This is a genomic window from Sphingomonas sp. PAMC 26605, assembly GCF_000241485.1.
In the GTDB taxonomy this organism is placed as follows: Bacteria; Pseudomonadota; Alphaproteobacteria; order Sphingomonadales; family Sphingomonadaceae; genus Sphingomonas.
The window spans coordinates 3,562,508-3,576,467 of the sequence record NZ_JH584241.1 but is presented as its reverse complement, the minus strand read 5'-3'; the positions used below and the strand labels follow the sequence as shown (position 1 = coordinate 3,576,467).

The window sequence follows — 13,960 nt, the reverse complement described above, 5'->3', positions numbered from 1 at the left end:
GGAAATCGCCGCATGACCTCGATCCTCTTCATCGTCTTCCTGCCGCTGCTCGCAGCGATCGTCGCGGGCTTCGCGAACAAGAGCTTCGGCGCGATCCTGCCGAAGGTCGTGACGACCGGCGCGCTGTTCGCGTCGTGCGCGCTCAGCTGGCCGATCTTCATTCACTACCTCGGTGGTGGCCAAGCGACGGTCACGCCGGTGCTCGACTGGATCCATTCCGGCGACATGCGGATCGACTGGTCGCTGCGCGTCGACGCGCTGACCGCGGTTATGCTCGTCGTCATCACGTCGGTGTCGGCGCTCGTCCATCTGTATAGCTGGGGCTATATGGAGGAGGATCCCGACCAGCCGCGCTTCTTCGCGTATCTGTCGCTGTTCACCTTCGCGATGCTGATGCTCGTGACCGCGGACAACCTCGTCCAGATGTTCTTCGGCTGGGAAGGCGTGGGTCTCGCATCCTACCTGCTGATCGGTTTCTGGTTCCGCAAGCCCAGCGCCAATGCCGCGGCGATCAAGGCGTTCGTCGTGAACCGCGTCGGCGACCTTGGCTTCATGCTCGGCATCTTCGGCACGTATCTGGTGTTCAACACCGTCTCGATCCCCGAGATCCTGCGGCTTGCGCCGGGGATGGCCGGGTCGACGATCGGCTTCTTCGGTGGCCGCTTCGATACGATGACGGTGCTCTGCCTGCTGCTGTTCGTCGGCGCGATGGGCAAGTCGGCGCAGCTCGGGCTCCACACCTGGTTGCCCGACGCGATGGAAGGCCCGACTCCGGTGTCGGCGCTGATCCACGCGGCGACGATGGTCACCGCAGGCGTGTTCATGGTGTGCCGCCTGTCGCCGATGTTCGAGACCTCGCCGTTCGCGCTGACCGTCGTGATGACGGTGGGTTCCGCGACCTGCCTGTTCGCGGCGACGGTCGGGCTGGTGCAGACCGACATCAAGCGCGTGATCGCCTATTCGACCTGCTCGCAGCTCGGCTACATGTTCTTTGCCGCTGGCTGTGGTGCGTATGGCGCCGCGATGTTCCACCTCTTCACGCACGCCTTCTTCAAGGCTTTGCTGTTCCTCGGTGCGGGTTCGGTGATCCATTCGATGCATCACGAGCAGGACATGCGCTATTATGGCGGCCTGCGGAAATCGATCCCGATCACCTTCTGGGGCATGATGATGGGGACGCTGGCGATCACCGGCGTCGGCATCCCGGCCGTGTTCGGCAACCCGCTCGCAATCGGTTTCGCCGGCTTCCACTCGAAGGATGCGATCATCGAGGCGGCCTGGGCTTCGGGCCAGCATGGCGCGTCGATCGTCGGGATCATCGTCGCTCTGCTGACGAGCTTCTACTCGTGGCGCCTGATGTTCCTGACCTTCTGGGGCAAGCCGCGCTGGGAGCAGTCCGAGCATATCCAGCATGCGATCCACGACGCGCATGGCCACGGCCATGACGCCGTGCACGCTGGCCATGACGACCACGGCACGACCGCGGCGCATGCGCACCACGGCGAAGCCGCCGAGGAAGGGCAGGGCAGCGAGCCGCATGGCCACGGCCACGTCGTCCAGGCGCATCCGGTGTTCACCACGCATGGCGACGGCACGGGCGGCTATCATCCGCACGAGAGCCCGTTCCCGATCCTGCTGCCGCTGATCATCCTGTCGATCGGTGCGATCGCTGCGGGCTTCGTGTTCCACGGCTATTTCATCGAGCCGAGTGCGGGCGAGGAATATTGGCACGGCGCGATCGCGTTCCGCGAGCATCTGATGCACGCGATGCACGAAGTGCCGCTGGGTGTGAAACTGTCGGCGTCGATAGCGATGCTGACCGGGTTGCTCGGCGCCTACATATTCTACATCCGCTCGCCGCACGCACCGCGGAAGCTCGCCGAGACCTATGCCCCGGTCTACGACTTCCTGCTCAACAAATGGTATTTCGACGAGCTCTACAATCTGCTCTTCGTCAAACCCGCTTTCGCCATCGGCCGCTTCTTCTGGCACCGCGGTGACGAGCAGACGATCGACCGGCTCGGCCCCAACGGTTCGGCCTGGGTCGTGTCGCAAGGCTCGCGCGTCGCTGGAAAGCTGCAAACTGGATATGTCTACACTTATGCCTTTGTCATGCTGCTCGGTCTGACCGGCGCCGTCACCTGGGCGATCACCCGGTGAGCGGCTTCCCCATCCTCTCCGTGATGCTCGCCATCCCCGCGCTTGCGGCGGTCGCGTGCCTCTTCGTCAGTGCGCAGGGTGCACGCTGGATCGCGCTGATCGCGACGCTGATCGATTTCGTCCTCGGTATTTATCTGTGGTCGAGCTTCGACATCGGCGGGGCGCAGTGGCAGTTCGTCGAGAATGCCGGCAGCCTCGGCGTGTTCAGCTGGAAGCTCGGCCTTGACGGCTTTGCGCTCCTGCTGGTGATGCTCAGCGTGTTCCTGATGCCGATCTGCATCGGCGCGAGCTGGGTCGCGATCGAGAAGCGCGTCCAGGAATATATGGCGGCGTTCCTCATCACCGAAGTGCTGATGATCGGGACCTTCGCGGCGCAGGACCTGTTCCTGTTCTACATCTTCTTCGAAGCCGGGCTGATTCCGATGTACCTGATCATCGGTATCTGGGGCGGTGCGAACCGGATCTACGCGTCGTACAAATTCTTCCTCTACACGCTGCTCGGCTCGCTGCTGATGCTCGTCGCGATGCTGTGGATGGTGAATTTTGCGGGTACGTCGGACATCCCGACCCTGCTCAACACCGATTTCCCGGTGCAGGTGCAGACCTGGCTGTGGCTCGCTTTCTTCGCCTCGTTCGCGGTGAAGATGCCGATGTGGCCGTTCCACACCTGGCTTCCCGACGCGCACGTGCAGGCGCCGACCGCAGGGTCGGTGATTCTGGCGGGCGTGCTGCTGAAGCTCGGCGGATACGGCTTCCTGCGCTTCTCGTTGCCGATGTTCCCCGAAGCCTCGGCACAGCTGACCTGGCTGATCCTCGCGCTGTCGGCCGTGGCGGTGATCTACACCTCGCTCGTCGCACTCGTGCAGTCCGACATGAAGAAGCTGATCGCCTATTCGTCGGTCGCGCACATGGCGATCGTGACGATCGGTCTGTTCGCCTTCAACCGGCAGGGCATCGAGGGCGCGATGATCGTCATGCTGTCGCATGGCCTCGTCTCGGCGGCTTTGTTCCTGTGCGTCGGCGTGATCTATGACCGGCTGCATACCCGCGAGATTTCGCGCTATGGCGGCCTGGCGATCAACATGCCGCGGTATGCGCTGCTGTTCCTGTTCTTCACGATGGCCTCGATCGGCCTGCCGGGGACGAGCGGCTTCGTCGGCGAGTTCCTCTCGCTCGCCGGGACCTACCGCGTCTCCACCACTGCCACCTTGCTCTGCACGACGGGCATCATCCTGGGTGCCGCCTACATGCTCTACCTCTACCGCCGTGTCGTTTTCGGCGAGATCGTTCATGACGACGTTCGTGCGATGAAGGACATCAGCCTGCGCGAAGCTGCGTTGCTGGTGCCGATCGCCGCGGTCGCGTTGTGGATGGGCGTTTACCCTGAGAGCTTCCTCGCCCCGATGCGCAGCGATGTCGCGACGCTCGAGGCACGGATCGCACGCGCGACGCCCAAGGGTGACTCGCTGCCGACGCCGGGCAAGGCTCTGGCCACACCCGCGGTCCATGCGGAGGCACGGCCATGAACGCTTCGCTGTTGATGACGCTGCCCGAGCTGGTGCTCGCGGCGGGGGCTATTGCGCTGATGCTGGTGTCCGCCTGGGGTGGGCAGGGCTCGACGCGTCTGGTGTCCTGGGCCTCGGTTGCGGTGCTGATCGGCGCCGGGCTGGCGCTGCTCGGTCCGGCCTCCAAGGGTGGCGCTGCATTCGAGGGTCTGTATCGCGCCGATGCCTTTGCGGCTTACGCCAAGGTGCTGATCTACGTCGCCTCGGCGGTTGCGATCCTGATCGCGCCGCGGTTCTTTGAACAGGGTCGCGGTGACGATCTGCGGCCGGAATATCCGGTGCTGATCCTGCTCTCGGCAGCGGGCATGGGCATGATGGTGTCGGCGGGCGATCTGCTGACGCTCTACGTCGGTCTCGAACTGCAGAGCCTTGCGGCGTACGTGCTGGCGAGCTTCATGCGGCGCGATACGCGGTCGGCCGAAGCGGGCCTTAAATATTTCGTGCTCGGCGCGCTGGCGAGCGGCATCCTGCTCTACGGTATCAGCCTCGTTTACGGCTTCAGCGGCACGACGCTCTTCTCCTCGATCGCGACGGCGTATGGCGCGGGCCACTCGCTAGGCCTGACCTTCGGGCTGGTGTTCGTTTTCGCCGGTCTCGCCTTCAAGATGAGCGCGGTGCCGTTCCACATGTGGACGCCCGACGTCTACGAAGGCGCGCCGACCCCCGTGACGACCTTCTTCGCTTCGGCGCCGAAGGTTGCGGCGGTCGCGCTCGCGGTGCGCGTCGCGATCGAGGCGATGGGCCCGGCGACCGACCAGTGGCGCCAGATCGTGATCTTCGCGTCGCTCGCGTCAATCATCTTCGGCGCGGTTGCGGCGATCGGCCAGACCAACGTCAAGCGGCTGCTGGCTTACTCGTCGATCAACAATGTCGGCTTCCTGCTCGTCGGCCTTGCCGCCGGCACGCAGGAGGGCGTCGCGTCGGTGCTGTTCTACCTCACCGTCTATGTCGTGATGACGCTCGGCAGCTTCGTCGTCGTCCTGCAGATGAAGGATGCCGAGGGCCAGCCGGTCGAGACGCTGGCGAGCCTTGCCGGCCTGTCGCGTTCGCGGCCGGGTCTCGCGCTGGCGATGGCGATCTTCATGTTCTCGCTCGCGGGTATCCCGCCGCTGCTCGGCTTCAACGCCAAGCTGGCGGTGTTTACAGCAGCCGTGAATGCGGGGCTCTATCCGCTCGCGGTGGTCGGCTTCGTCGCCTCGGTGATCGGCGCCTATTACTACCTGCGCGTCATCAAGGTTATGTACTTCGACGATCCGGCCGAGGCCTATTCGGGCCGTGCGACGCCGGTCGAGAGCGCGGTGATCGCGGTGTCGGCAGTGTTCGTGTCGCCGGTCGGCTGGCTGCTGCTCAAGCCCCTCGGCGTGGCGACGATGTTCGCGGCGAAGGCGCTGTTCTGAACCCTATGATCTGCACCGTCGCCGAGACGGGGTCTACCAACGCCGATATGCTCCTCCTCGCCGCTGCGGGCGCCGTGGAGGGGCTGTGGCTGCGGGCCGAGCGGCAGAGTGGCGGGCGTGGACGGCAGGGGCGGGTCTGGGCCTCGCCGGTCGGAAATTTCTACGGGTCGACGGTGGTGCGGGTGCGCGCTGGGGATCCGGCGACGGCGACGCTGGCTCTGGTTGCTGCGATTGCCTTGGAAGAGGTGGTTCGGGTCTATCTGAAAAAGGCCGTCGCCCCGGCGAAGGCCGGGGCCGCTGCGTTGGGGAGCGCACCGGCCGGCGCGCGCGATACGCCAGCGGCCCCGGCCTCCGCCGGGGCGACGATGTGGATCAAGTGGCCCAATGACCTGCTCCTTGGCGGGGCGAAGCTTTCCGGTATCCTGCTTGAGCGCTCCGGGGACGCAGTGATCGTCGGGATCGGCGTCAATCTCGCGCATTACCCCGACGACACTGACCGCCTTGCCACCAGCCTCGCTCAGCACGGCGCAACCCCACACCCTGCCGACTTCGCCGAAACCCTCGCCGAAGCCTTTGCCCGCTGGCTCGCGATCTGGCGCGGGCAGGGGCTCGCCCCGATCCGAGCGCGCTGGCTCGAGCGCGCGCACCCGGTCGGCACCGCGCTCACCGCGCGGCTGCCCGATGGACAGGCGATCGACGGCCTGTTCGGCGGGCTCGACGGCGACGGCGCGCTCATCCTGCGCTTGGCGGACGGCGGCAGCCGTGTCATTCACGCCGGCGACGTGTTTCTGATCTAGCGTCCCATCCGTTCGTAGAAGGCCAACACCCATGCTGCTCGCGATCGATGCCGGCAACACCAACATCGTCTTCGCATTGGTCGAGGACAAAGCGATCAAGGCGCGCTGGCGCATCGCCACCGATCCGCGTCGCACCGCCGACGAATATGCCGTGTGGCTCCACCAGTTGCTCACGCTCGAAGGCTATGACCGCGCGGCGGTAACCGGCGTGATCATCGCCACCGTCGTCCCGCGCGCGCTCCACAACCTCCAGACGCTCGCGCGCAAATATTTTAACACAGAGCCGCTCGTCGCGGGCGAGCCGCCGGTCGAATGGGGCATGGCGCTCGACGTGCTCGAGCCCAAGAGCGTCGGCGCCGATCGCGCGGTGACGATGATCGCGGCGCACGCGCGGCACCCCGGCGACCTGATCGTGATCGATTTCGGCACCGCCACCACGCTCGACGTGGTCGATTACACCGGCGCGTACAAAGGCGGGATCATCGCGCCGGGGATCAACCTCTCGCTCGACGCGCTCGTCACCGCCGCCGCCAAGCTTCCGCGCATCGCGATCGAGGCGCCGGCGACCGCCAGCGTGATAGGTCGCGATACCGTCAGCCAGATGCAGATCGGCATCTTCTGGGGCTATGTCGCGATGATCGAGGGGCTGGTCGCACGGATGAAGGCCGAGGTCGGCCGGCCGATCAAGGTCGTCGCGACGGGCGGCCTCGCGATCCTGTTCGAGCAGCACACCAGCATGTTCGACGTGGTCGAACCCGATCTTACCATTCAGGGGCTGGCGATTCTGTGGGATCGCGCCCATATAGGAGCCTAGAGTCAGCGAGTGTGCGCCGTGTTTCGGAGCCCCGCTTCCCCAAACTCTTACGATATTCCGCGCTTAACAGGCGCAAACCTGAAGGCACGCGCTTGGCGCGGCCGAAATGAAAGTACCGATTCTACGTGACGAAACCAAAGAACGAGCTTCTCTTCCTGGCCCTTGGCGGGTCGGGCGAAATCGGCATGAACGTCAATCTCTACGGCTGCGAAGGCAAGTGGCTGATGGTCGATTGCGGCATCACCTTTGCCGATCCGCAATATCCCGGCATCGACGTGATCCTGCCCGACCTGCAGTTCATCGAGGAACGCCTCGACGATCTGGTCGGCATCGTGCTGACGCACGGCCATGAGGATCACATCGGCGCGCTGCCGTATCTCGCCGAAGACCTCGGCGTGCCGCTGTATGCGACGCCGTTCACCGCCGGCCTGATCCGCGGCAAGCTCGAGGAAGAGGGCAACGCGTCGCGCGTCAAGCTTCGCGTGATCCAGCCAAACGCACCGTTCGACCTTGGGCCGTTCGGCGTGACCTTCGTGCCGATGTCGCACTCGATCCCCGAGGCGAGCGCCTTGCTGATCGACACGCCCTATGGCCGGATCTTCCACACCGGCGACTGGAAGCTCGATGCTGCCCCGGTCATCGGCCACCCGTCGAGCCCGGCCGAACTCGCGGCGATCGGCGAGGAAGGCATTTTGGCGCTGGTCTGCGACTCGACCAACATCTTCAACAACGAGGCTTCGGGCTCGGAGAGCGACGTGTTCTCGGGGCTGATGGACGTGATCAGCAAGGCCAAGGGCCGCGTGATGGTGACGTCGTTCGCGTCGAACGCCGCGCGCCTCCACACGCTCGGCAAGGTCGCGATCGAGACAGGCCGTTCGCTCTGCGTTCAGGGCCGCTCGCTCGACCGCATCCTCAAGGTCGCGCGCGCGACGGGTTATCTGAAGGACTTCCCCGAGACGGTCGACGCCGAGGCGGCGATGCGGCTGCCGCGCGACAAGGTGCTCGTCGTCGCGACGGGCGGGCAGGGCGAGGAGCGCGCCGCGCTCGCGCGCGTCGCCAACGGCCAGCACCCGATCGCGCTGGCGACCGGCGACACTGTCGTCTTCTCGTCGAAGCAGATCCCGGGCAACGAAGTCGCGATCGGGCGGATTCAGAACCAGCTTGCGGCCAAGGGCGTGATCATGATCACCGACCGCCAGGCACATGTCCATGTGTCGGGTCATCCGGGGCGCCCCGAGCTGCTCCAGATGTACCGCTGGATGAAGCCCGAGATCCTGATGCCGGTCCATGGCGAGATGCGCCATTTGATGGAGCATGCGCGCTTCGGCCTGTCCGAGAGCGTCCCGCGCGCCCTCGTTCAGACCAATGGCGACATCGTGCGGCTCGCGCCGGGCGCGCCGACCAAGATCGGCAATGCGCCGGTCGGCCGGCTCGTGCTCGACGGCGACGTGATCCTGCCGGGTGACGGCCAGACGATCAACGAGCGCCGCAAGCTGGCGCTAAACGGGCAGATCTCGGTCGCGGTCGCGATTGGCTCGCGCGGGCTGATCGGTACGCCGCAGGTCCGCATCCAGGGCATCCCGGTCGAGGAGGATCGCGAGCCGTTCCTCGAGGAAACCGTCAGCGCGGTGATCGCGGCGACCAAGCAGGGCGGACGCGACCGCGACAAGCTGCGCGAGCAGATCCGCTTGGCCACGCGGAAAGTCGCGACGCGCTGGACCGGCAAGAAGCCGAACGTCGACGTACTGCTGATCGAGGCGTAAGGCCTACAGCTTAGCCCCTCCCCTTCAGGGGAGGGGTCGGGGTGGGGCAGTCGCGAGCGCAGGTCTCTGCGAGGCACTTCCCCACCCCCCATCCCCTCCCCTGAAGGGGAGGGGCGACCTTGTGGCTAGGACGGGACCAGGACCAATGCGGTGGACTTCGGCGCTGGCGATCTACTTCCTGTTCTGGGCGTTTTCGGTGTTCTTCGTGCTGCCGTTCGGCGTCAAAACGAGCGATGAAGCCGGCGTCGAGCGCGTTCCTGGCCAGGCCGAAAGTGCGCCGCACGAATTCCATCCTGGCAAGATTGCGAAGCGCGTGACGATCGTCGCGACGATCCTATGGTCGCTCTACATGCTCAACTTCCATTTCGGCTGGCTGACGCCGCAGATGCTCGACGTGTTCGGCACGTGGAATGGGGTCGAGTAAAAAGGGCCGACCCGGATACGATTTTGGGTCGTTTTGCATCCGTTATTAACGAGACCCTCGCTACTATGCCCGGAGGAAAAGGGCAGAGTGATGAACGTCGGACGCGCGCGGAAAGGGCCAATCACGAATGCGGGACGCTTCGTGGCGAGCGAGTCGGTCGCGGCGGACGTCCTGGCTTTTCTTGCCACGCAGTCGCTTGATCCGACTCCGCCCAATTACGAACTGGGCTATCTCTACCAGACTGACCCGGCGTGCCTCGCGGCGCGCGCGATCGACGCGATTCTGATCACGGGGGCGTCGCTTTCGCAGGATCAGGCCGACGAAATCTACAGCGCCTATCGCGCGCTGTCGTCCACGGGCGGCGCCGGCGTCGAGATCGCGGCCGAGTCGCGCAATGGCGTGCGATTGCGGCACCAGACGCTCCAGCTCCACGATCTCGCCAGCGATGCGGCCTCGGCGACGGGGCGGTTCGGCCGTGACCTCAGCGCCGAGCTCGACCAGATCGACGAAGATGACCTGCCGATCGCCAAGTCGATCACCACGATGATCGCGCGCTCGAGCGAGACCGAGCGGCATCTGGTGTCGGCGCTCAAGGAGATCGATGCGCTCCATGCCGAGGTCGCCGCCGCGCAGAACGACGCGCTGCGCGATTCGCTGACGGGATTGGTGAACCGCCGCGGATTCGAAGCCGAGCTTGCCAAGGCGGAGGCGGGTACGCCGGTCGCGCTGGCGATCTGCGATATCGATCGCTTCAAGGCGATCAACGACCGCTATGGCCATCCGGTCGGCGACCGGGTGATCAAGGCGGTGTCGGAGGCGATCGCGCGCAGTTGCGCGCCGCATATCGTGGCGCGCTGGGGGGGCGAGGAATTCGTCATCCTGATGCGCGGGGTCACGCGGAGCCAAGCCCGCGCGGTCATCACCGCGGCCAACGAGGCGCTGCAACGCCGGACCTTTCGGTTGCGCGAGACGGATCAAGCGCTCGATCCGATCACTTTCTCGGCGGGGATCGTGATGACCTCGCACGGGGCCGCGCTCGACGCGATCGCCGCGGCGGATGCGCTGCTCTATCGCGCCAAGCGCGAGGGGCGGAACCGGGTCTGCGTCGAGGGGCTGTCCCCCGACATCGCCTGACCTGGGCGGCGGCGCTTAGGCCGCCACCGCCTCGGTCGTCCCCATCAGCGCGGGGAAGAAGCCTTCATGCGCCGTCCGCAGCGCGTCGAGCGTGACGACATGATCGTCGTCGGGCAGCTCGAAGATCAGCCGGCCGGCGATGGTCCGGCCGATCCGCTCGATCTCGACCCCGGCGGCATCGGCGGCGGTGAGCGTCTCGAGCAGCAGATGGTCGGCGATCGTCGCGACGTAGAGGCCCTGGTCCTCGCCGAACAGCGAACACGCCACGCCGCACGGCAGCGGCGCGTGGAGCATCGCGCCGACATTGCCGGCGAGCGCCATCTCGGCGACCGTGACCGCCACGCCGCCGTCGGACACGTCGTGCACCGCGGTCAGCGCGCCAGTGGCGATGTGGGCGCGGACGAATTCGCCGTTGCGGCGCTCGGCGTCGAGATCGACCGGCGGGGGCGGGCCTTCCTCGCGGCCATGGACTTCGCGCAGCCACAGCGACTGGCCGAGATGGCCGCGACGGTCGCCGATCAGGACGATGACGTCGCCGGTGCCCTTGAACGCGATCGTCGCCGACTTGGACCAATCGGCGAGCAGGCCGACGCCGCCGATCGCGGGGGTCGGCAGGATCGCCGAGCCGCCGCCGGTCGCCTTGCTCTCGTTATAGAGCGAGACGTTGCCCGAGACGATCGGGAAGTCGAGTGCGCGGCACGCCTCGCTCATGCCGTCGAGGCAGCCGGTGATCTGCGCCATGATCTCGGGGCGCTGCGGGTTGGCGAAGTTGAGGCAGTTGGTCACCGCGAGCGGGGTCGCGCCGACCGCGGAGAGGTTGCGATAGCACTCCGCAATGGCCTGCTTGCCGCCTTCATACGGGTCGGCATAGCAATAGCGCGGGGTGCAGTCGGTGCTCATCGCGAGCCCCTTCTGCGTGCCGTGGACGCGGACCACGGCGGCATCGCCGCCGGGGCGCTGGACGGTGTCGGCGCCGACCTGGGTGTCGTATTGCTCCCAGATCCAGCGACGCGAGGCGATGTCGGGCGAGGCCATCAGCTTGAGCAGGTCGGCGGCGATGTCGCTCGCCTCGGGGGTGGCGCCGAGCGGGGGCACCTTCGCCCAGGCCTGATACTCTTCCTTCGACGCGGCGGGGCGATCGTAGAGCGGGGCTTCGTCGGCGAGCGGGGCGAGCGGGATGTCGCAGACCGTCTCGCCGTTGAACTTCAGCACCATGTGGCCGGTCTCGGTGACCTTGCCGATCACCGCGAAATCGAGCTCCCACTTCTTGAAGATCGCCTCGGCGAAGTCCTCGCGGCCGGGTTTCAGCACCATGAGCATGCGCTCCTGGCTCTCGCTCAGCATCATCTCGTACGGCGTCATGCCGGTTTCGCGCTGCGGCACGGCGTTCATGTCGAGCTCGATGCCGACGCCGCCCTTCGACGCCATCTCGACCGCCGAGGAGGTGAGGCCGGCCGCCCCCATGTCCTGAATCGCGACGATCGCGTCCGAGGCCATCAGTTCGAGGCACGCCTCGATCAGCAGCTTCTCGGTGAAGGGATCGCCGACCTGAACGGTCGGGCGCTTCGATTCCGAATCCTCGCCGAAATCGGCCGATGCCATCGTCGCGCCGTGGATGCCGTCGCGGCCGGTCTTCGAGCCGACATAGACGATCGAATTGCCGATGCCCGAGGCGGCCGAATAGAAGATCTTGTCCTGCTGCGCGACGCCGACGGTCATCGCGTTGACGAGGATGTTGCCGTCATAGGCCGGATGGAAGTTCACCTCGCCGCCGACGGTCGGGACGCCGACGCAATTGCCGTAGCCGCCGATGCCGTGGACCACGCCGGCGATCAGATGGCGCATCTTGGGATGATCGGGCCGGCCGAAGCGCAGCGCGTTGAGGTTGGCGATCGGCCGCGCGCCCATCGTGAAGACGTCGCGCAGGATGCCGCCGACGCCGGTCGCCGCGCCCTGATAGGGTTCGATGTACGACGGGTGGTTGTGGCTCTCCATCTTGAAGATCGCCGCCTGGCCGTCTCCGATGTCGATCACGCCGGCATTCTCGCCGGGGCCGCAGATCACTTGCGGGCCGGTGGTGGGGAGCTTCTTCAGGTGGATACGGCTCGATTTGTACGAGCAATGCTCGGACCACATCACCGAGAAGATGCCGAGCTCGGTGAGATTGGGCTCGCGGCCCATCGCGACGAGCACGCGCTCATATTCTTCGGTGGACAGCCCGTGCTGGGCGACGATCTCTGGGGTGATGTCGGTCATGGCTGTGCCTTTAGCGGGCGGTTGCGCGTCCGTCACCCTTGTCACGCGGGTGCGATGTGCGACGAAGCGTGTTTGGTTGACTCGATTGACCCCTAGACGTGATGTTGTGCGGGGGGATTGTTTCCGAATTTGTGATGATCTGCTGCCGGTCTCTACGATTTCAACGAGCGATCTGGAACATAACAGAAACACGGCCTGTAGGACAGCGCCCTTAAATCCTCCCCCGGGAACCGGGGGAGGGGGACCGCCAGCCTTCTTCAGGCTGGTGGTGGAGGGGGCCGCCACGGGCGTAACGCTTGCGGAGAGGCCCCCTCCACCCTTCGCTGAATGCTCAGGGTCCCCCTCCCCCGGTTCCCGGGGGAGGATTTGGGGCTAGGCCTTGGCTTCCGCCACGAAATCCACATCGCGGCGTTCGGGGCCTAGCCAGGTCCATATCACCAGCACCACCGCAGTTATCCCCGCGACCAGCGCCATCGCGTATCCGTAACTCCCGCCATGCGCCTCGGCGATTCCCGCCTGGAACGGGCCGTTGCGCGACGCGATCAAATTGCCGAGCTGATAGGCGAAGCCCGGAAACATGCCGCGCATCAGCGCCGGCGACAGCTCGTTGAGATGCACCGGCACGATCCCCCACGCCCCCTGCACCGCGACCTGGACGAGGAAGGCGCCGAGCCCGAGCAGCAGCGGCGTCTGCGCAAACGCCCAGAGTGGGATCACCGGCAGCACGAGCAGGCTGGCGATGATGATCGCGCGCTTGCGACCGATCGTCTCGGACCAGATGCCGAAACTAAGCCCGCCGACGATCGCGCCGATATTCATGATCGCGGTGAGCACGCCGATCGTGTGCGTGTCGAACTTGTGCTGTTGCTTGAGGAAAGTCGGGTAGAGATCCTGCGTGCCGTGGCTGAAGAAGTTGAACGCGGTCATCAGGACAACGAGATACAGCGCGATCTTCCAGTGGCGCGCGAGCTCGACGAACGGATTGGGCTTGGCCTCGTCCTTGCGCGCCTCGAACGCCGGGCTTTCGTCGACGTGCGAGCGGATGATGAAGACGAGGATCGCCGGCGCGATCCCGACGACGAACATGCCGCGCCAACCGATCTGGTCGAACAGCAGGAAATAGACGAGGCTCGCGAGGAAATAGCCCGACGGGTAGCCCGACTGGAGCAGGCCCGACACCGGCCCGCGCAGCTTGGGCGGGATCGATTCCATGACGAGGCTCGCGCCGATCCCCCATTCGCCGCCCATCGCGAAGCCGAACGCCGCGCGGACGACGAACAGCATCGTCAGCGAGGTGACGAAGGCCGAGGCGAGCGAGAACATCGAGAAGAGCAGGATGACGATCATCATGATCGGCCGCCGCCCGACGCGGTCGGCGAGCCAGCCGAAGAAGAACGCGCCGAACGGCCGCGCGGCGAGCGTGAGGAAGGTCGCCTCGGCGACATGCTTGACGTCGGTGCCGTACTCGGTCGCGATCGCCGACAGCATGAAGACGAGCAGGAAGAAATCGAACGCGTCGAGCGTCCAGCCGAGATAGCTCGCCCAGATCGAGTTGCGTTGCGAGGGGGTAAGCGTGCGGAGATTTTCGATGAGGGTCATGGCGGCTCCGGGGCGGTCGGGGGGGAGCTTAGGGGGGTAGGGCTGGGAGGC

General features: G+C 65.9%; 10 protein-coding genes. 8 read left to right on the top strand and 2 right to left on the bottom strand.

Annotated features, from left to right (window positions below):
* Nucleotides 1–12: 12 nt before the first annotated feature.
* The 8 genes from nuoL (at nt 13) to RH90_RS22160 (ending at nt 10,054) form a co-directional block, all read left to right on the top strand.
* Nucleotides 13–2,160, top strand: a complete 2,148-nt coding sequence (gene nuoL / locus RH90_RS16630; RefSeq protein WP_010187222.1) for an NADH-quinone oxidoreductase subunit L — start codon at nt 13–15, stop codon at nt 2,158–2,160.
* Nucleotides 2,157–3,686 carry an NADH-quinone oxidoreductase subunit M gene (locus RH90_RS16625; protein ID WP_010187221.1) on the top strand — a complete coding sequence of 510 codons (1,530 nt, stop codon included), beginning with the start codon at nt 2,157–2,159 and terminating at the stop codon, nt 3,684–3,686. The genes nuoL and RH90_RS16625 overlap by 4 nt, the downstream gene beginning before the upstream one ends.
* Complete coding sequence (gene nuoN / locus RH90_RS16620) at nt 3,683–5,122, top strand: NADH-quinone oxidoreductase subunit NuoN (RefSeq protein ID WP_010187219.1); 1,440 nt, start codon at nt 3,683–3,685, stop codon at nt 5,120–5,122. Before RH90_RS16625 ends, nuoN begins: the two co-directional genes overlap by 4 nt.
* A gap of 5 nt (nt 5,123–5,127) precedes the next feature.
* Nucleotides 5,128–5,919 carry a biotin--[acetyl-CoA-carboxylase] ligase gene (locus RH90_RS16615; RefSeq protein WP_010187217.1) on the top strand — a complete coding sequence of 264 codons (792 nt, stop codon included), beginning with the start codon at nt 5,128–5,130 and terminating at the stop codon, nt 5,917–5,919.
* Between the two features lie 31 nt (nt 5,920–5,950).
* Nucleotides 5,951–6,733 (top strand): type III pantothenate kinase, encoded by a 783-nt coding sequence (locus RH90_RS16610; protein ID WP_010187215.1) that lies wholly within the window; start codon nt 5,951–5,953, stop codon nt 6,731–6,733.
* Nucleotides 6,734–6,858: 125 nt separating this feature from the next.
* Complete coding sequence (locus tag RH90_RS16605) at nt 6,859–8,496, top strand: ribonuclease J (RefSeq protein WP_010187213.1); 1,638 nt, start codon at nt 6,859–6,861, stop codon at nt 8,494–8,496.
* 145 nt (nt 8,497–8,641) lie between these two features.
* On the top strand, nt 8,642–8,920 hold the full coding sequence (locus RH90_RS16600; RefSeq protein WP_010187211.1) for a DUF1467 family protein: 279 nt from the start codon (nt 8,642–8,644) through the stop codon (nt 8,918–8,920).
* A 90-nt stretch (nt 8,921–9,010) separates the two neighbouring features.
* Nucleotides 9,011–10,054, top strand: coding sequence for a GGDEF domain-containing protein (locus RH90_RS22160; RefSeq protein WP_010187210.1), 1,044 nt, complete (start codon nt 9,011–9,013; stop codon nt 10,052–10,054).
* 15 nt (nt 10,055–10,069) lie between these two features.
* Here RH90_RS22160 and purL read toward each other — a convergent pair whose 3' ends face one another.
* Together purL and RH90_RS16585 are read right to left on the bottom strand one after the other, a co-directional pair.
* The gene (gene purL, locus RH90_RS16590) at nt 10,070–12,310 is read right to left on the bottom strand and encodes a phosphoribosylformylglycinamidine synthase subunit PurL (protein WP_010187209.1); all 2,241 of its coding nucleotides are present in this window, start codon (nt 12,308–12,310) and stop codon (nt 10,070–10,072) included.
* A gap of 372 nt (nt 12,311–12,682) precedes the next feature.
* Nucleotides 12,683–13,909 carry an MFS transporter gene (locus RH90_RS16585; protein WP_010187208.1) on the bottom strand — a complete coding sequence of 409 codons (1,227 nt, stop codon included), beginning with the start codon at nt 13,907–13,909 and terminating at the stop codon, nt 12,683–12,685.
* Between the last annotated feature and the right edge of the window lie 51 nt (nt 13,910–13,960).